16 protein-coding genes are annotated in these 17,977 nt (G+C 74.7%); 7 read left to right on the forward strand and 9 right to left on the reverse strand.

Annotation, left to right across the window (positions count from 1 at the left end; translation table 11 throughout):
* Nucleotides 1-34 precede the first annotated feature (34 nt).
* On the forward strand, nt 35-367 hold the full coding sequence (locus FB455_RS13230; protein ID WP_013476546.1) for a hypothetical protein: 333 nt from the start codon (nt 35-37) through the stop codon (nt 365-367).
* A gap of 17 nt (nt 368-384) precedes the next feature.
* Here FB455_RS13230 and FB455_RS13235 read toward each other — a convergent pair whose 3' ends face one another.
* Nucleotides 385-747 (reverse strand): fluoride efflux transporter FluC, encoded by a 363-nt coding sequence (locus FB455_RS13235; RefSeq protein WP_013286669.1) that lies wholly within the window; start codon nt 745-747, stop codon nt 385-387.
* 22 nt (nt 748-769) lie between these two features.
* Nucleotides 770-1,240, reverse strand: coding sequence for a FluC/FEX family fluoride channel (locus tag FB455_RS13240; protein ID WP_145753533.1), 471 nt, complete (start codon nt 1,238-1,240; stop codon nt 770-772).
* Between the two features lie 223 nt (nt 1,241-1,463).
* Here FB455_RS13240 and paaK point away from each other — a divergent pair, with 223 nt between their 5' ends.
* On the forward strand, nt 1,464-2,771 hold the full coding sequence (gene paaK / locus FB455_RS13245) for a phenylacetate--CoA ligase PaaK (RefSeq protein WP_145753535.1): 1,308 nt from the start codon (nt 1,464-1,466) through the stop codon (nt 2,769-2,771).
* Between the two features lies 1 nt (nt 2,772).
* Nucleotides 2,773-3,180: a hydroxyphenylacetyl-CoA thioesterase PaaI gene (gene paaI / locus FB455_RS13250; protein WP_013286666.1), complete on the forward strand. Its 408-nt coding sequence runs from the start codon at nt 2,773-2,775 to the stop codon at nt 3,178-3,180.
* Between the two features lie 87 nt (nt 3,181-3,267).
* On the opposite strand, the gene FB455_RS13255 is transcribed toward paaI, so the two are convergent.
* Nucleotides 3,268-5,403, reverse strand: a complete 2,136-nt coding sequence (locus FB455_RS13255) for an adenylate/guanylate cyclase domain-containing protein (RefSeq protein ID WP_145753537.1) — start codon at nt 5,401-5,403, stop codon at nt 3,268-3,270.
* A 189-nt stretch (nt 5,404-5,592) separates the two neighbouring features.
* Between FB455_RS13255 and FB455_RS13260 the strand changes: the two genes are divergently transcribed.
* From FB455_RS13260 to FB455_RS13275, 4 genes are all read left to right on the forward strand, one after another.
* Entirely contained in the window at nt 5,593-8,532 is a 2,940-nt protein-coding gene (locus FB455_RS13260; protein WP_145753539.1) for a helix-turn-helix transcriptional regulator, read from the forward strand.
* Nucleotides 8,533-8,647: 115 nt separating this feature from the next.
* Complete coding sequence (locus FB455_RS13265) at nt 8,648-9,418, forward strand: DUF5995 family protein (protein ID WP_013476553.1); 771 nt, start codon at nt 8,648-8,650, stop codon at nt 9,416-9,418.
* 96 nt (nt 9,419-9,514) lie between these two features.
* On the forward strand, nt 9,515-9,952 hold the full coding sequence (locus FB455_RS13270) for a hypothetical protein (RefSeq protein WP_013476554.1): 438 nt from the start codon (nt 9,515-9,517) through the stop codon (nt 9,950-9,952).
* 63 nt (nt 9,953-10,015) lie between these two features.
* The gene (locus FB455_RS13275; protein WP_036310118.1) at nt 10,016-12,112 is read left to right on the forward strand and encodes an APC family permease; all 2,097 of its coding nucleotides are present in this window, start codon (nt 10,016-10,018) and stop codon (nt 12,110-12,112) included.
* Between the two features lie 39 nt (nt 12,113-12,151).
* Here FB455_RS13275 and FB455_RS13280 read toward each other — a convergent pair whose 3' ends face one another.
* The 6 genes from FB455_RS13280 to FB455_RS13305 all read right to left on the reverse strand — a co-directional run bounded on the left by FB455_RS13280 (nt 12,152) and on the right by FB455_RS13305 (nt 17,709).
* On the reverse strand, nt 12,152-13,111 hold the full coding sequence (locus FB455_RS13280) for a TIGR03557 family F420-dependent LLM class oxidoreductase (RefSeq protein ID WP_013286660.1): 960 nt from the start codon (nt 13,109-13,111) through the stop codon (nt 12,152-12,154).
* 182 nt (nt 13,112-13,293) lie between these two features.
* Nucleotides 13,294-13,500 (reverse strand): hypothetical protein, encoded by a 207-nt coding sequence (locus FB455_RS13285; protein ID WP_013286658.1) that lies wholly within the window; start codon nt 13,498-13,500, stop codon nt 13,294-13,296.
* A 108-nt stretch (nt 13,501-13,608) separates the two neighbouring features.
* Entirely contained in the window at nt 13,609-14,811 is a 1,203-nt protein-coding gene (locus FB455_RS13290; RefSeq protein WP_030268666.1) for a low temperature requirement protein A, read from the reverse strand.
* A gap of 328 nt (nt 14,812-15,139) precedes the next feature.
* Entirely contained in the window at nt 15,140-16,201 is a 1,062-nt protein-coding gene (locus FB455_RS13295) for a helix-hairpin-helix domain-containing protein (RefSeq protein ID WP_145753542.1), read from the reverse strand.
* Nucleotides 16,202-16,453: 252 nt separating this feature from the next.
* The gene (locus tag FB455_RS13300; RefSeq protein WP_013286655.1) at nt 16,454-16,801 is read right to left on the reverse strand and encodes a TcmI family type II polyketide cyclase; all 348 of its coding nucleotides are present in this window, start codon (nt 16,799-16,801) and stop codon (nt 16,454-16,456) included.
* A 62-nt stretch (nt 16,802-16,863) separates the two neighbouring features.
* Nucleotides 16,864-17,709 carry an AfsR/SARP family transcriptional regulator gene (locus FB455_RS13305; RefSeq protein WP_052166117.1) on the reverse strand — a complete coding sequence of 282 codons (846 nt, stop codon included), beginning with the start codon at nt 17,707-17,709 and terminating at the stop codon, nt 16,864-16,866.
* Nucleotides 17,710-17,977: the final 268 nt, after the last annotated feature.

Here is a 17,977-nt window from a genome sequence, read left to right on the forward strand (position 1 = left end):
TGCACTGGAGCGAACGCGAGGAGAGGAGGCGGGCATGGGCTGGTTCAGCCGCCGGGCCGCCGACCCGACGACGCCCACGAAGCTCGACCGCGAGGCGAACAAGGAGGACCTGGCGCAGCTGGAGGCGTTCGTCACCAGCCGGCGCGGGGTCGAGTTCTACCTGGAACCGGAGACCACGGCCACCGACACCACAGTCGTCGCCATCGCGGACGACGGCGAGTGGATCCGCCGCCGTACCGGCTCGCCCCGCGTCGCCGGCCGGATCGCCCAGAAGCACGCGGTGCCGCTGTACGAGGCGGCCCGCACCGGCTACCCGGAGCGGATGCGGGCGTGGAACCGGGCCCACCCGGAGCGCCGGGCCCGCTGACCGGCTGACCGGCGCGGTCAGCCGCTCAGCGCGGTGACGAGGACGTAGCCGAGGAACGCCGCGCCGAGCCCCGCGACCACGCTGAGCGCCACATTCGCGTACGCGAGGTGGCGCTTCCCGGTGCGGGCCAGGCGCAGCGTCTCGTAGCTGAGCGTGGACCAGGTGGTCAGCGCGCCGCAGAAGCCGGTGCCGGCCAGCGCTGTCACGCCCGGGCCGACGGGCGCCGCGAGCAGGCCGCCGAGCAGCAGCGACCCGGCCACGTTGACGGTCAGCGTGCCCCACGGGAACGGTGAGCCGTGCCGGGCCTGCACCGCCCGGTCGGTCAGGTAGCGCAGCGGCGCGCCGATCGCGGCGCCGAGCGCGATCAGCAGGACTGTCACCGTCGCCTCCCGTTCCGGGCGGTCACCGTCGGCTCCCGTCGCGGGCGGCCAGCAGCCGGGCGGTCACCGTGTCCCCGGTGGCGACCGCCGCCAGCGCGCCGAGCACAGTCGCGGCCAGGTAGACGCCCGCCGTGCCGGCCGCGCCGTCGGTCAGCAGGCGCTGCGCATCGACCGCGTACGCGGAGAACGTGGTGAACCCGCCGAGCACGCCGACGCCGAGGAACGGCCGGGTCAGCGGGTGGGCCGGGCGGGCGGCGAGCACCGCCGTCAGCACGCCGATGAGCAGGCACCCGACCACGTTGACGGAGAACGTGGCCCACGGGAACTCGCCGGGCTGGTGCGGCACCGCCGCCTGGGCGCCCGCCCGTGCGAGCGCGCCGGACACGCCACCGGCGGCGATCACGCCGAGCACGACTGCCGGGTGCGCGGACAGTTCCGTCCGGTCCGCCGGTACGCGCAGATCGACGTCCGGGTCGACGCGGGGATCGGACACAACACCTCCCACCAGCACCCGCGAGCATAACCCTGCCCCCGCGCCCGGCCCTCCGCTCTCCGCGATCTTGCAGGTTCCGCCCCGGCGGACCGGACATTCGCGGCATCCGAGGGGCGGCAAGTGCAAGATCGCGGGGGAGAGAGCGGGGGAGGGGGAGGCGGGCGTACGGTGGGCGGCAGCGCCCGGCGCGCGGCGTCCGGGCCCGTCGTGCCAGGAGGTCACCGTGGAGGAGCGCACGCCCCGTCCGGACGAGCTGGATCCCGTCGAGCGGATCGGTGTCGACGAGCTGCGCGCGCTGCAACTGGACCGGCTGCGGCACTCGCTGCGGCACGCGTACGACAACGTGCCCCACTACCGGCGCGCGTTCGACGCCCTCGGCGCCCACCCCGGCGACCTGCGTGAGCTGGCCGACCTGGCCCGCTTCCCGTTCACCGCGAAGGCGGAGCTGCGCGAGAACTACCCGTTCGGCATGTTCGCGGTGCCCCGCGAGCGTGTCGCCCGGCTGCACGCCTCCTCCGGCACCACCGGCCGTCCCACAGTGGTCGGCTACACCCGCGCCGACCTGGACACCTGGGCGAAGCTCATGGCCCGCTCGATCCGGGCTGCCGGGGGCCGCCGCGGCGACCGGGTGCACGTCGCGTACGGCTACGGGCTGTTCACCGGCGGTCTCGGCGCGCACTACGGCGCCGAGGAACTGGGCTGCACGGTCGTCCCGGTGTCCGGCGGCATGACCGAGCGCCAGGTCATGCTGATCCGCGACCTGGAGCCGGAGGTCATCATGGTGACCCCCAGCTACATGCTCGCCATCGTGGACGAGATGGAACGCCAGGGCGTCGACCCGCGCGCCACCTCGCTGCGTGTCGGCGTCTTCGGCGCCGAGCCGTGGACCGAGGACATGCGCCGCGAGCTGGAGCATCGCCTGGACATGCACGCGCTGGACATCTACGGCCTGTCCGAGGTGATGGGCCCGGGTGTGGCGGTCGAGTGCGTGGAGACCAAGGACGGCCTGCACCTGTGGGAGGACCACTTCTATCCGGAGATCATCGACCCGGTCACCGGGGAGGTGCTGCCCGACGGGGAGCGGGGTGAGCTGGTGCTGACCTCGCTGACCAAGGAGGCCATGCCGGTGGTCCGCTACCGCACCCGCGACCTGACCCGGCTGCTGCCCGGCACCGCCCGTCCGATGCGGCGGATCGAGAAGATCACCGGGCGTACCGACGACATGATGATCGTCCGGGGAGTGAACGTCTTCCCGACCCAGATCGAGGAGCTGATCCTGCGTACCCCGGCCCTGTCGCCGCACTTCCAGTGCGTGCTCGACCGGCGGGGCCGGCTCGACACGCTCACCGTGCACGTGGAGCGGCGCGCGGGCGCCGCCGCCGACGAGGCCGAGCGGGCCGGCGCGACGCTGGTCGAGCAGGTCAAGAACACCATCGGGGTGTCAGTGGCGGTACGGGTGATCGAGCCGGACGGGGTGGAACGCTCGATGGGCAAGATGCGCCGCATCGTCGACCAGCGGCGGGAGTCCTGAGATGAGCGGTGACGGCGGCCGGACGGCGGCGCACGACATGTTCGACGCCGACGTGGCGTCCAAGGGGCTCGGCATCGAACTCGTCTCGGCCGGTGACGGCGCGGCGGTCGCTCGGATGCGGGTCACCCCGTCGATGCTCAACGGGCACGCGATCGGGCACGGCGGCTTCGTGTTCCTGCTCGCCGACACCGCGTTCGCGCTGGCGTGCAACAGCCACGGCCCGGCCACGGTGGCGGCCGGCGGCGAGATCAGCTTCCTGCGCCCGGTACGCGAGGGCGACCTGCTGGAGGCGTACGCCACCGAGCGGGTCCGGCACGGCCGCAGCGGGATCTACGACGTGAGCGTGCGACGCGGGGACGAGGTGGTGGCCGAGTTCCGGGGCCGCAGCCGCACCATCGCCCGCGACTGATCGCCGGCCCGCCGGCCCGCGCCCGCACACCTGCGTGCCGGGTGACGTCCGGGCCGGAGTGGCCCCGTGCCCGCTCCGACCCGAACGTCATGCGGCCAGCCCGAGCGCCTGCCCGCCGGACCCGGTTCTTCGCCGGTTCCGGCCCACCCGCCCGGGCGGACCGGTCCGCCGCTCCTGCCGTGCCGGGACCGCTGGTGACGGATCGGTCCGCTGCCCGGGCCACGCCGTGACCGCGGACGCCGGGCCGTTCCGCCACCGGGACCACTCCGCGGCATCCGCGACGGTCCCCGTCGCGCCGCCCGTCGCCGGTCCGGCGCGCACCGGCTGCCCCGGCCGTGCGGGCACCGCCCGGAGCGCGCCGGACCGGCCCGGCTGCCCGGGCACCGGACACAGCGCGTCGGACCCGTCCGGCCGGTCCGGCGGGACGGGCGCCGGTCGGGCCCCTCCACCCGACCGGCGCGACCGTCCCGCCCCGAGCGGGCAGACCTCCCGCTCGCCGGCGCCCCGGGACGGGACGCCGGTTCCCGCTGCCGGCACACGGCCGGCAGCGGTGTCCTTCGCGGCGCGCAGGCGGCGGGCGAAGTCCGCGCGTACCGCACGGGACAGCCGCATCGCGGCCACCCGCGCCACCAGCGCGTCAACAGCCCAGCCGTCCGCCGTGACCTGGCGGAGCAGCCCAGCGGCGGCCAGGGCCCGCAGCACCGGCCCGGCCCGGCCGGCGGGCCAGCCGAGCATCGCCTCCACCGAGGCGGCCACGACCGGGCCACTCCGGGCGGCGCCGGCCAGCAGCACCGCCCGGTGCGTACCGTCGAGCCGGTCCAGCCGGGCGTCCACCAGGCGGCGCGCGGCGGCCGGTACGCCACCCGGCTCGCCGGCCGGGTCCGCGGACGCGTACGCGGTCGCGACCGCCGGACTGCCGCCGACCAGCGCGACCAGCCGCGCGGCGAGCGCGGCCGGCCGCCCGGCCCGGTCGAGCAGGTGCCGCAGCAGGCGCCCGGTGTCCAGCGGGCCCAGCGGCTCCACCGGGATCCGCCGCGCCGGGGTGGGCAGCGGGTCGGCCGAGCCGGAGCCGCACGTGGTGACCACCGCCAGCGGGAGTCCCCGCTCACCCGCGGCCACGTGGAGCTGGTGCAGGAACCGGCGCAGCGCCGGGGCGGCCCGGTCCAGGTCGTCCACCGCGACCACCACCGGCGCGTCGGCGGCCAGGCCGAGCAGCGCCTCGCGGCAGGCGACCACGGCGCGGGCCGCCACCGTGTCGTCGTCCGGTGCGGCGAGGAACGCCGCGAGCACGCCGCTGCCCGGGCCGTCCGCGACCGGGCCGTCCGCGACCGAGCCGTCCGGCCGGGGACGGACCAGGTCGGCCAGCGGCGCCAGTTCCCCGCACGGGTACGGCGGGCAGGCCGTCACCCGCCGGCGCACCGGCACACCGTCCACGTGCGACACGGCGCGGGTCACCTCGTGCAGCAGCCGGCTGCGGCCGCTGCCCGGCGGCCCGACCAGCGAGATCCACCGGGGACGGCGCTCGCGCAGTGCCCGGGTCACCTCGTCGGCCGCGCCGGCCAGTTCCCGGCGGCGGCCCACCAGCGGGACGCGGTGCCGGGCCGGTCTGCTCCCGGCCGCCCCGGTCACCCGCCACACGTCCAGCGGCAGGGCCTTGCCGGCCAGCGTCAGGGTGGCGAGTGGACGCTGTTCGACCAGCCCCGCCACCGCGGTGCGGGTGACCGGGCAGACCACGACCCCGCCGGGCGGCGCGTGCTCCTGGAGGCGGGCCGCCGTGGTGATCACCGCGCCGCTGGCCGCGCCGTGGCCGCCGTCGTGGACCCCGGCCAGGTCCAGCAGCACCTCGCCGGTCGCCACGCCGACCCGCACGCGCAGCCGGATGCCGGCCGGTCGCCGCCGCTCCAGCGCGGCCTGGATGTCCAGCCCGGCCCGCACCGCCCGGTACGCGTCGAGACCGTCCGAACCGGACGTGCCGAACAGCGCCATCACCGCGTCGCCGACGTACTTCTCCACCACGCCCCGCCAGCGGCGCAGCACCGAGGCGACGGTGCCGAAGTAGGCGCGCTGCAACGCGCGTACGTCCTCCGGGTCGAGCCGCTCGACCAGACGGGTCGAGCCGACGATGTCGACGAAGAGGACGGTGACGGTACGTCGTTCCTCGGGCACCGGCCGGCACGCCGCGATGACGGCTTCCCGACTCCCTGCGGGCGTGGTGATCAACATCGCACCCACCCTTTCCCGATCGTGGTGCCCGACGACCTCAGCAGACTTTCACCACCGGGTTGTCGGGGGATCTGTAGGACGACGTATGTCGGGCACCCGCAACCATTAGTCGTGTAGTCGACGCGAGAGGTACGAGTCCGGCCCCGAGGCCGTAGAACGGTGCGGGGACCTGTGACTAGGCTGCGTCCCATGGCCAGCGACGTGGACACGGCACCGCTCGTCGGCCGTACCGGGACCATGGCGACGCTGCGGTCGGCGCTCTTCGACGACCTACGGCCCGGGCAGACCGGCGCGGTGTTCCTCACCGGAGAGAGCGGGGTGGGCAAGACCCGCCTGCTGACCGAGGTCGGAGAGCAACTGCGGCAGACCGGCGCCCTGGTGCTCACCGGCACCTGCCTCGACATCGGAGACGCCTCGCCGCTGCACCCGGTACGGCAGGCGCTGCGCCGGCTCGACGCCGAGCAGGCGCAGGCGCGCACCACGTCGGCGATCCGCGGGGTGTTGCAGGTCTTCGACGAGGAGACCCCCGGCCCGGACGGCGCCGGCGCGCTGCTGGAACGCGTCGCCCAGGGCCTGCACGTGGTGGCCGGCGGACGGCCGCTGGTGCTCGTCCTCGACGATCTGCAGTGGGTCGACCGCAGCACCCGGCAGCTCCTGCTCTACCTGCTGGCCGGCCTCGGCGACCTCCAGCTCTCCGTGCTGGCCGCGATCCGGGCCGAGTCGCTGCGCGGCGCGCACCCGCTGCGCCGGGTGCTCACCGAGCTGCGCCGGCTGCGCTCGGTGCGGGTGATCGACCTGCTGCCGCTGGACCGATCCGCCACCGACGAACTGGCCGCCGCCGTGGTCGGCGCGCCGCTGCCGCCCGAGGCCGCCGACCAGCTCTGGCAGCGCAGCGGCGGCAACCCGTTCGTGGTGGAGGAACTGGCCCGCGACCGGCGCGACGGCCGCGACGGCCTCTCCGACACGCTGCGCGAGGTGTTCCTCGACCGGGTCGACGCGCTGCCCCAGCCGGCGCACGCGGTGGTGCACGCGGTGGCGGTCGGCGTCGAGCCGGTCGAGCACTGGCTGCTGGCCCAGGTGGTGCGGCTGCCCGAGGAGGAACTGCTCGACGCCGTCCGCGAGGCGGTCGCACACCGCCTGCTGGTCGGCGCCGACGACGGCTACCGGCTGCGGCACCGGCTGGTCGCCGAGGTCCTGGCCCACGAACTGCTGCCAGCCGAGCGGGCCGCACTGCACCGCCGCTACGCCGAGGCGCTCACCGCCGTACCGGCCGAGCTGCACCAGGCCCGGCTGGCCCACCACTGGCGGCACGCGGGCGAGCCGGCCCGGGCGCTGCCCGCGGCGATGGCGGCCGCCCGCGAGGCGGAACGACTGCACGGGTACGCCGAGGCGCACCGCCACTGGTCCGCCGCGCTGACCCTGGCCACCGAGCCGGCCTCCGTCCCGCCCGACGGGGCACGGCCCGAGCCGGTCGAGGTGGACCGGGCCGAGCTGCTCAGCCACGCCGCCGAGGCCGCGCACCACAGCGGGGAGCACGCCCGCGCCCTGACGCTGCTGGAGGAGCTGGCCGACGACCCGTCCGGCCCGCCGGTCTGCGCGCTGCGCATCCGCCGGGCCCGCTACCTGGCCGCAGCCGGCCGGTCGGCACCCGCCGAGCAGGAGTACTGGCGGGTGCTGGACTCGCCCGACTGCACGCCGCAGGAGCGGTGCACGGCCGCCGCCCGGCTGGCCGAGCTGTTGCTGCACCTGGGCCGCTACGCCGAGGCCGGCGACCAGGCCCGGGAGGCCCTCGCGCTCGCCGCCGACGTTCCCGGCACCACCTCCGAGGTGGTGATGGCCAGCGCCGCGCTCGGGTTCAGCGAGGCGTTCCTGGAGGATCCGGCTGCCGGGCTGGCGGTGATGCGCCAGGCGCTGGAGACCGCCGAGCGGTCCGGCCGTCCGGAGGACGTGGCCTGCGCGTACCTGCACCTGGCCGAGCTGCTCACCGGGCCGCTGAACATCCTCGAGGAGGGGGTGGTGGTGGCCCGGCGGGGCGCCGACCGGGTCGCCGAGCTGGGGCTCGGCCGCACCTGGGAGACCCGGCTGCTGGCGGTGGCGACGAACGGGCTGTTCCGGGTGGGGCAGTGGGCCGAGGCGGAGAAGGTCGTCGCGGCCGCGCTGCGGCACCGCCCGTCCGGGGCCGACGCGGTCGAGCTGCTGCTGGCGCGGTGCCGGCTCTCCGTCGGGTACGGCGACGTCGAGGCGTCCGACCGCGGCCTGGAGGCGGTGGCGACGGTGCTGGCCGGCGGCGGCGCCCGGCACGTGCTGCCGATGCTCATCCTGCGGGCCGGCCTGGCCATGTGGCAGGGCCGGCACGACCTGGCCCGGCAGGCGGTGCAGCGGGGCCTGACCGAGAGCCGCTCCGACGACGTGATCGTGCTGGCCACACTGGCCTGGCACGGGCTGCGCGCGGAGGCCGAGGCGGCGGCCAGCCGCACGATCGAGGTGGACCCGAACGCGGTACGCCGGCTGCGCGAGGTGGTCGACCGGGTGACCGGCAAGAGCGCGAAGGCGGGCGCACCGGTGCGGTACGTCGCCGAGGGCTTCCTGGCGCTCTGCGACGCCGAGCTGAGCCGGCTCGACGACGGCCGCGGCGACCCGGCGCTGTGGGAGCGTTCCGCGCTCGAGTGGGACCGGCGCAACCACCCCTACCCGGCCGCGTACTCCCGGTTGCGGCAGGCCGAGGCGCTGCTGGCCCGCCGCAGCCGGGTGGCCACCGCCGGCAAGCTGCTGCACCGGGCGTACGCGATGGCCCAGTCGCTCGGCGCGGTGCCGCTGACCGCGGAGATCCGTACCATCGCCTCGCGGGCCCGGGTGGCACTGGACGCCGCGCCGGACCCCGCTCCGGTGCCCCGGCAGCGGGCGGCGGCGCCCGCCGGGCCGGCGGTGGACGAGCTGGCGACGCTCACCGCGCGGGAGCGTGAGGTGCTCGCCGCCGTCGCCGAGGGACTGACCAACCGGGAGATCGGGCAGCGGCTGTTCATCAGCGAGCGGACCATCGGCGTCCACGTCTCGCACATCTTCGACAAGCTCCAGGTACGCACGCGGGTGCAGGCCAGCGCCATCTTCCTGCGCAACGGCGCGGAGTAGGCGTACGTCGGCAATACGTCGTTCGACGGATCCGCGGTGTGGACGGCGGCTGGCAGGCTGTGCCGCGGAACAGGGGTGGTGGCGTCGTGGGGGCGCCGGCCGTTGTGGAGGAGAGATGACCGAACCGGTCTGGGGTCCTGTGCACCAGGACATCGTCGGCTTGCTCGCCGACCACCCCGCCGACGTGCCGGCGGTCGTGGACCATCTGACCAAGTTGCAGGATCTGCTGGTCCGGCTGCCGCCGCTGGAGGAGAGCTGCCCGCTCGCCGACTTCAACAAGCTCTACCTGGTCATCACCAGCACCGTGCTCGACGGCCTGTACGACGACCGGTTCTGCGACCCGGCGTTCCTGGCTCGGCTCGATGTGGAGTTCGCGGCCCGCTACTTCGAGGCGCTGCGGTTCTGGAGCGACTCAAGCCCGAGCACCCCGAAGGCGTGGTCGTGTCTGTTCAAGCGGATGCGCGGCCCGGACGCCCGGCCGTTGCCGTCGGCCGCCGCCGGCGTCAACGCGCACATCAACTACGACCTGCCGTTCGCGCTGGTGACCACGTTCGACAGCCTGGAGTCGGAGCCGATCGACGGCAGCGACCAGCACCGCGACTACCTGGAGATCAACAAGATCTTCGCCGAGCGGATCCCGGAGCTGCGCCGAGGCTACCTGGACAACTGGCAGCTCATGATCGACATGGTCAACGGCGACATCGACGACTGGTACCAGGGCGAACTGGTGGAGTACACCCGGAACGTGGCCTGGCGCAACGCGCAGAAGATCTGGCGCTGCCGGCACGACCCGGACGCCCGCGAGTGTGAGCGGATGCGGCTGGACGACAACGCCGCGCTGCTCGGCCGGCTGCTGCTGTCGCCCCTCGGGGCGTTCCTGCAGTAGCCGGGACGGGGGGTTCCCGCGTCCCGCCGTCCGGGCGCGGGACGCGGGAACGCCGCCCGCGGGTGTCGAGGCCGCCGCACCGGGTACGTCGCCGCCGTGCCGCCAGACGAACCGGCCGGTCCCGGGGCGCTCCCGCCGGGCCCGGTCCGCCGCTTCCCGTTCCGTTTCGACCCGGCGTTCCGGCTGCCGCTGGCGCTGCTCGGGGTACGGCCCGCCACGGCCTGGCTCGACTGGGGCCCGGACGCGCTCGTCGTCCGGTTCGGGCCGTGGCTGCTGCGCACCACGCCGGGCAACGTGACCGGGGCCGAGCTGAGCGGGCCGTACCGCTGGTGGCGGGCGATCGGCCCGCACCTGTCGGCGGCCGACGGCGGGGTGACCTTCGGCGCCAGCGTGGCCGGCGGGCTCTGCCTGCGCTTCGCCGAGCCGGTGCCGGCGCTGGCCCCCGGCCCTTGGCTGAGGCACCCGGCGGTCACCGTCACAGTGGCCGACCCGGCGGCGGTGCGCGACGCGCTGGCCCGCGGACCGGATCTTTGACCGGTTCGGCCGGGCCGCACCCGGGACAACCCCTACCGTCTTCATAGGGACGAAGGGGAGCAGATGGGGCAGGCGGGGGAGCCGGAACAGCCCAGGCGTACGCGGGAGCGGCGCCGGGAGGCGCACGCGGCCGCGGCGGCCCGGGCCGGTCGGCACGGCGACCACGCCGAGCGGGCCGGCCGTGCCGTGCCGGAGCTGCCGGAACGGGTGGCGGCCCCGACGCGGCCGGCGGCACCGGCGGGCCGGCTGCACCGGTGGTTGTTCGCGCACCGGGTCGAGCCGGTCGGACCGGAAATCCGCGAGCACCAGACCCGGTCCCACCCGTGGTGGCAGGTGATGTGCCTGACCGGCGTCGACTACTTCTCCACGCTGTCCTACCTGCCCGGCATCGCCGCCGTGGCGGCCGGCGCGCTCAGCCCGCTGGCCACGTTGCTGATCGTGGCGCTGACGCTGCTCGGGATGCTGCCGATGTACCGCCGGGTGGCCCGGGAGAGCCCGCACGGGCAGGGCTCGGTGGCCATGCTGGAGCGGCTGTTGCCGTTCTGGCGCGGCAAGGTCTTCGTGCTGGTGCTGCTGGGCTTCGTCGCCACCTCGTGGATCATCACGATCACGCTCTCCGCCGCCGACGCCAGCGTGCACCTGCTGGAGAACCCGGTCCTGCCCGCGTCGTTCCGGCACGGCGGCACGGCGGCGGTGCTGGTCACCGTGGCGCTGCTGCTCGTGCTCGGAGGCGTGTTCCTGCTCGGGTTCAGCGAGGCCGTGCAGGTCGCCATCCCGCTGGTGGCGGCGTTCCTGGCGTTGAACGCGGTGGTGGTGGTCGTCGGCGTGGCCGAGGTCGTCGCCGACCCGGGCCTGCTCGGCGACTGGACCGGACGGCTGGCCGGCACCGGCGGACCCGGCGACGTCCTGGCCACGAGCGTCCTCGCGTTCCCGCTGCTGGTGCTCGGCCTGTCCGGGTTCGAGACCGGGGTGAGCATGATGCCGCTGGTGCGCGGCGAGGGAGAGGACGCGCAGCGGCGGCTGGACGCCCGGATCCGCAACACCCGCCGGCTGCTCACCGCCGCCGCGCTGATCATGTCGGTCTACCTGATCGCCACCACATTCGTGACCACCGTGCTGATCCCGCCCGAGGCGTTCGAGCCCGGCGGGCCGGCGAACGGCCGGGCGCTGGCGTTCCTCGCCCACGAGCACCTCGGCGAGGCGTTCGGCACCGTCTACGACATCAGCAGCGTGCTCATCCTCTGGTTCGCCGGCGCGTCGGCGATGGCCGGGCTGATCAACATCGTGCCCCGCTACCTGCCGTCGTACGGCATGGCGCCGGAGTGGGGGCGGGCGGTGCGCCCGGTGGTGCTGGTCTACACCGCGATCAGCATCGCCATCACGATCGCCTTCTCCGCCGACGTGAACGCCCAGGCCGGCGCGTACGCCACGGGCATCCTCGCGATGATGGTCTCCGGCGCGATAGCGGTGACCATCGCGGCGCTGCGCGCCCGCAGCCGTGCCGCCGCGGCCGGGTTCGCGCTGCTCACCGCCGTGCTGCTGTACGCGCTGGTGGAGAACGTGGTGGCCAAGCCCGACGGCATCACCATCTCCGGGTTCTTCATCGCCGGGATCGTCGCGGTGTCGCTGATCTCCCGGGTCACCCGGACCACCGAGCTGCGCGCCGAGCGGATCGAGTTCGACGAGCCGGCCCGCCGCTTCGTCGACGAGTCGGTGGCCCGGGACGGGCGGCTGCACCTGATCGCCAACAAGCGGCAGAGCGGGTCGGTGAAGGAGTACCGGGTCAAGGAACGGGCGCAACGGTCGATGAACCCGGTGCCGGGCGCCGCCGACGTGCTGTTCCTGGAGATCGACGTGAGCGACCCGTCCCAGTTCAGCCAGGTGCTGCGGGTGCACGGGGTGGAGTCCGGCGGCTACCGGATCCTGCGTACCAGCAGCCCGGCCGCGCCGAACGCGATAGCCGCGATCCTGCTGGCGTTGCGGGACGCGACGGGGGTGCGCCCGCACTGCCACTTCGAGTGGTCCGAGGGGAACCCGATCGCGCACCTGCTGCGCTACCTCATCCTCGGCCGGGGCGACACCCCGCCGGTGGTACGGGAGATCATCCGCAAGTCCGAGCCGGACCCGACCCGCCGCCCCGGCATCCACGTCGGCGGCTGAGGTGCGCGGGCCGGCCGAGCGCGGGGGGAGCGCGGAGCGCTAGCCGAGCGCGCGGACGCGGGCGAGCAGGTCGCGGGCGCAGAAGTCCAGGAAGCCGTCCGGGTCCGGCCCGGCGTTCTGGAGCACGATGTGGTCGAAGCCGGCCTCGACGTACGTGCGCGCCTTCTCCACGTGCGGAGCGGCGTCCGGGCCGACGGAGAACTGCTGCCGGATGTGGTGGTCCTCGACCCAGGCGGTGGCGGCGTCGAAGTTCACCGGGTTGGGCAGCTCGCTCATCACCTTCCAGCCGGTGATCGCCCAGCGGCTGGTCTCCCGGGCCGCACGGACCGCCGACTCCTCGTCGGTGGCCCAGGCCATCGGCACCTCGGCGTAGCGCGGGCCCTGGCCGCCGGCGTTGCGGTACTGGTCGACGATCGACGACTTCGGCTCGGTGGCGAACAGGCCGGTGCCCAGCTCGGCCGCGAGACCGGCCGACTCCCGGCCGCTCGCGGCCACGGCGATCACCGGCGGCTGCTCGGGCAGGTCCCAGATCCGGGCGTCCTCCAGTTGGAGATGCCGGCCGCCGTACGAGCGGTAGCCACCCTGCCAGAGCAGCCGGATGATCTCCAGCGCCTCGCGCAGCCGCTCGTGCCGCCCCCGGACACTGGGGAAGCCCTGCCCGACGACGTGTTCGTTGAGCCGCTCGCCGGCACCCACCCCGAGCGTGAACCGCCCGTCGGAGATCAGCGCCATGGTGGCGGCGGCCTGCGCGACGATCGCCGGGTGGTAGCGGACCGACGGGCAGGTGACGCCGGTGGCGAGGCCGATGCGGGTGGTGCGGGCGGCGATCGCGCCGAGCGCGCTCCAGGTGAAGCAGGAGTGCCCCTGCACCTCCAGCCAGGGGTGGTAGTGGTCGCTCATCTCGACGAAGTCGAAACCGGCCTCCTCGGCCCGGACCGCCTGCCGGATGAGTTCCTGGGGCCCGAACGCCTCCGAGGCGAGCTTGTAGCCGATCCGCATGCCCGGTTCTCCGTTCCGTCGTCGGCGAACCGCTGCCGTTCCCACCGGTTCCGGCGGCAAACCAGGCGAAACCCAGCCTCCTAGGACGCCCCAGGGGTGGTGACGGTCCGCGCCGCGGGCACGGAACGGCCCGCGCTCGCCGGGCGGGCGCGGGCCGGAAGGGGAGTACGGGGGTGGCCCGCCTACTTCGACGGCTCGGGGAGCTTGCAGTCCACCTTCGGGTTGGCGCCGATGTAGTTCAGCGGGCCGGCCACGATCGTGACCAGGATCGTGCCCGCCTCCGCACAGTTGGTTTCGTCGTTGCCGTAGTAGCCGCGCTGACCGGCGGCGATGGCGCCGATGATGAGCCAGATGACGACCAGGACGCCGACTATCGAGGTGCCGCGCATCAGTTGCCTCCACTGGGGTCGTGGTGGATTCGAGGTGGAGGCCTTGTACCCCGTGCGGGTGATCCGCCAAACGGCGCACAGGTACCGGCACGGCCGATTCCGATTACCTCAGTGCGGTGGCATCGGCTCCTCCGGCGGGCGGCCCCGGCTGCGGCGGTAGTCGGCGCAAGCGACCCCGGCCAGCACCAGCATCGCCCCGGCGGAGGCGTAGACCGGGGCGAGGAACAACCCGGCCGGGGCGATCGTGAGCAGTGCCAGTATCCCGCCGGGCCGGGACGCCGACACCCGGCTGAACACCTCGTACTCGAAGGCGCCCCGGCCGATCAGGAACAGCGCCGGCCCGCCGAGGATCACCGCCAGCCAGGCCGGCGGCGTGTGGCCGGTCGGCTCCAGCAGGACCAGGTCGAAGCCCGCCGCGGTGGTCACCACTCCGGCCACCATCAGCAGATGGGTGTACGGCGCGGTGTTGAGGAACCGGCTCGGCTGAGCCGCCCGGGCGATGGCGTGCGGCAGCAGCTCACCGGACTTGTGCACGTAGATGCGCCAGAGCAGCAGCGTGGTGGCGAACGCGGTGGCGAACGCGGCCAGGTTCTCCACCTCGGAGTGGTGCAGGCTGAACACGGTGCCGGCGACCAGCACGGCGTCGCCGAGCGCGATGATGAAGAACTGCTGGTACCGCTCGGACAGGTGCTCGGCGGTCACGTTGCGCTGGGACTCCGGCACCGCGCCCAGACCCGGCACCGGGTACGCCAGACGGAACCCCAGGTAGTCGATGGCCAGGGCGCCGGCCCAGAACCACAACCGGGCGGTGCCGTGCGCGGCCAGCGCGCCGACCAGCCAGGGCACCGCCGACACGGCGAACCAGGCGAAGATGCGCAGGGCCCGGCGGTTGCTCTGCGGGTGCCGCCGTACGGCGGGCATGAGGAACAGGCCGCGTCCGAGATGGATCGCCACGTACGTGCCGGCGAACACCAGCCCCCGGGTGCCGAACGCCTCCGGGATGGCGGTGGTCATCAGCAGCGCGCCGAACATCACCGCCACGATCAGCAGCTTGATCTCGGTGCGCTGCGGGTCGTAGATGTCGGTGACCAGCGTGGTGATCGCCCAGGTCCACCAGATCGCCATCAGCATGACCAGGGACTCGGCGGCCCGTTCCCAGGACACGGAGCTGATCAGGTTGCGCGAGATCAACGCGAGCGCGACCACGTAGACCAGGTCGAAGAAGAGTTCGAGCAGCGTGACCCGGCGCGGCGCCTCCGGATCGCGGACCGGCGGTCGCCGGCCGGCGGGCTCCGGCGCTGCGGTGGGCACGAGATGCTCCTGCGGGTGGCGGTACGCGCGGCGGGCCGTCCCGGCCCTTCACCGACCGTAGTCATGCCCGCCCGCACGCGGTCACTTTTCCGGCATACCGGCCCGGGCGGGGGTGATGGAGGTGGCGATGTCACCACGTCGGGTGCTGGTGCTGGTGCTGGTGGAGCGGCCGCCAGTTCGGGGTTGTGGCGGGGTCGGCGGGGTGCTGATGCGACCACCTCGGCGTACTGGCGGGGCGGGCCGCGAGGTCGGGGAGGTGACGGGGTGGGGAAAGGCACCGGGCCGGTGGCGACCATCGTCACCACCGGCCCGGAATGTGGAGGACTGTCTACTCGGCGCTCGCCGGCAGCACCCGGTCGACGTCGGCGGAAGCACCCGCCAGCACCTTGGCCTGCTGCGGCCAGGTGGCCAGCCCGGGCGCCGCGCGCAGCCCGGCGGCCTTCACGGTCTGCCGCAGCGCGGCCTCGTCCAGCTCGGCGAGCTGCCGGTAGGTGCGGATCCCGGCGTCCTGGAGGGCGGCGGCCAGCTTCGGCCCGATGCCCTGGATCCGCCGGAAGTCGTCCGCCGCGTCCCCGGCCGCGTCCGCCGGCACGTCGTTCTCGACCGAGGCCCGCGGCGCGGGCACCACGGCCGGCACGGCGGGGACGGGCTCGGCGGTCTCCACCGGCTCGGCGGTCTCGGCCGTCGCGGCGGCGTCGACCGGCGAGGGCACCGCCTCGGCAGCGGCCGAATCGGCCGACGACGTCGTCGCCGGCACCTCCGGCTCGTCGGCGGGCGTCGACTGCGCCGGAACGGCGACGGGGGCGCGCTCCGGCTCCGCCGCGAAGGGCTCCGACTCGGCGACGAGCGCCGGAGAAGCGGCCGGCTCGTCCACATCGGTGGAGGCCGGGGCGGCGGGCTCGTCCGCAGCGACCGACGCGGAGGACGGCACCGGCTCGTCCGCCGGACGGTCCACGGCGACCGGCTCGGCCTCGGCCACTGGCGCCGCAACCGGCTCGGCGGGGGACGCCACCGGCTCGGCGGCGACCGGCTCAGACGCGGCGGGCTCGGACACGGCGGGCTCGGACACGGCCGGCGAGGACACCGGCTCGGCGACGACCGACGACGCCTCCGGCTCGTCTGCGGTACGGGCGGCGGTGGCGACGGCCGGCTCGGTGGTCGCCGTCTCGGTGGGCGCGGGCTGCTCGGCCACCGTGGCGGTCGCCGGGGGCTCGTCGACCACAGCGACCGGGCGCGGCTCGTCGACGGTGGCGGTCACCTCGGGTGCGGTCTCCACCGTGGGCGTCGCCGGGGCGCCGGACCGGCGACGGCCGACGACCACCCAGCCGACGCCGAATCCGATGAGCAGGGCCAGTATCACGAACAGCCACTGCCCGAAGCTCGACGGCATGGCCAACCTCCTTCTATGTACGTGCACGACGGTGGCGAAAGACTCGGGGCAGCTTCGCACACGCGCGCGGCGCACGACAGGCAGCCCGGGGCCGGGCCACGACGGTGGGACCGGCGGTGTCGGCCGGTGGCCGCAGCATGACCGAGCGTGTGCCGGAGGCCGGTATCGAGCGGCCTCGCGGAGCAGGGAGACGCCCCGGAACCTGGGTGCCGTGCGTGGTTCCGGGGCGCCCCGTCCGTCGCCCGTGGCCGGTCAGTGGATCCGGTCGGGCGCAGGCACGTCGGCGGCGTCCCAGCTGTAGAAGCAGCCGGCCACGGCGTCGCGGGGGGAGTGCCAGGTCGGCAGGTACGGGGAGGTGTGCGCGGAGAGCCGCTTGTTCACCTGCTCGTAGAGCGGGTTGTCGCGCAGTTCCGCGGTCAGCCCGGGGGCGACGTCGACGGTCTCCATCAGATGGACGCACAGGTCGTGCAGGTAGTACAGCGACCGGTGCCGAACGCCGGTGAGGTGGGGGAGTTCGGTGGCGTCGGCCTCGGCGAAGATCTGCGCCACCCGTCCCTGTGCGCCCGGCACGATCCGGCTGACCACCAACAGTCGACTCATCGTGACCCCTCTCGCCGCCGCGGTGCTGGGTTCACGGTGCCGGTCGCGCTGTCACCTCGCCGTCACCGCGTACCCCGGGGCTTTGATGGTGGTGGCGACGGCGAGGTGGGGGCGCGCGGCGCCGGTTTCGCGGTCCGGTCCGTGCGGCGCGGCGGCTGCGGGTCCGGGCGGGTGGCCCGGCGGATCGGCGCCAGGGTGTCGTCGAGCAGCGCGGTCATCGCCGGGGACGGTTCCAGGCGCAGTTCGCGCAGGAGCAGATCGCGGTAGACGTAGAAGGAGTGGACCGCCTCGAACGCGTTGCCCTCGGCCAGGTGGATGCGGACCACCAGGCGGTGCGGGGTCTCCCGCAGCGGTTCGGCGGCCATCGCCTCCAGCGCCGCCTCCAGCGCCTCGCCGTGCCGCCCGGCGGTGAGGTGGTTGCCGGCGAGTTCCTCCAGCATGTGCAGGCGCAGCTGGCGCAGCCGTTCGCGTTCCAGCAGCACCCAGTCGTCGTACCAGCCGGGGAGCAGGTCGTGGCGTCCGGCGCCGGCGGCGCCGCGCGGGACGGCGCCCTCGCGGACCAGCGCCGCGGTCTCCACCAGGTCGTCAACGTCGAGGCGGACGGTCGGTCCGAGCCGGACGGTGTCGCCGTCGGTGCGCAGCGGGCAGCACGGATCCTGCCGCAGCCGCCACAGCGCGGTCCGCAGCGACGACAGCGCCCGCTCCTCAGGCGTCTCGGGCCACAGCAGCCCGGCGAGGTGGCTGCGGGTCGCGGCCGGGCGCAGGCCGATCAGGGCGATGACGCGCTGCAACCCCCGGGGTACGACCACGGGGGTGTCGTCGTGCAGCAGCTGGAAGCCGCCCAGCAGGTGCAGTGACACCCGTGGGGCGGGTTCGCCCGCCGTCGGCATTCTCGATCCACCCGACACGGCGCACCCCCCAGCACCGGAACCCTCGTCCCGACCGTTTCGCGTTGCCCGGACCGCCGCCGCGACGCCGGTGTCGGAACGCCTCCGCCACGGCGGGAAGCTCCACCGTGGCCGGGCTGACCGAGACGCAGAATATCAACGCCTGTTACTCTCAGTCAACGGTCGGTCGGTCACCTGACTGTCCGTAGTGGGCTCGGTAATACGCCTGTGATCTGCGAAGAAGTGTCGTCAACCGGAAACCGGAAAGCGATCTTCCCATAGCTCACGC

Source organism: Micromonospora sp. CNZ296, from assembly GCF_007827635.1.

Excerpts from the sequence above, each read along its gene's own strand:
- FB455_RS13230 (WP_013476546.1), top strand. The coding sequence starts at position 35 with ATGGGCTGGTTCAGCCGCCGGGCCGCCGACCCGACGACGCCCACGAAG.
- paaI (WP_013286666.1), top strand. The coding sequence starts at position 2,773 with ATGAGCGGTGACGGCGGCCGGACGGCGGCGCACGACATGTTCGACGCC.
- FB455_RS13255 (WP_145753537.1), bottom strand. The coding sequence starts at position 5,403 with ATGTTGATCACCACGCCCGCAGGGAGTCGGGAAGCCGTCATCGCGGCG.
- FB455_RS13260 (WP_145753539.1), top strand. The coding sequence starts at position 5,593 with ATGGCCAGCGACGTGGACACGGCACCGCTCGTCGGCCGTACCGGGACC.
- FB455_RS13265 (WP_013476553.1), top strand. The coding sequence starts at position 8,648 with ATGACCGAACCGGTCTGGGGTCCTGTGCACCAGGACATCGTCGGCTTG.
- FB455_RS13275 (WP_036310118.1), top strand. The coding sequence starts at position 10,016 with ATGGGGCAGGCGGGGGAGCCGGAACAGCCCAGGCGTACGCGGGAGCGG.
- FB455_RS13280 (WP_013286660.1), bottom strand. The coding sequence starts at position 13,111 with ATGCGGATCGGCTACAAGCTCGCCTCGGAGGCGTTCGGGCCCCAGGAA.
- FB455_RS13285 (WP_013286658.1), bottom strand. The coding sequence starts at position 13,500 with ATGCGCGGCACCTCGATAGTCGGCGTCCTGGTCGTCATCTGGCTCATC.
- FB455_RS13295 (WP_145753542.1), bottom strand. The coding sequence starts at position 16,201 with ATGCCGTCGAGCTTCGGGCAGTGGCTGTTCGTGATACTGGCCCTGCTC.
- FB455_RS13300 (WP_013286655.1), bottom strand. The coding sequence starts at position 16,801 with ATGAGTCGACTGTTGGTGGTCAGCCGGATCGTGCCGGGCGCACAGGGA.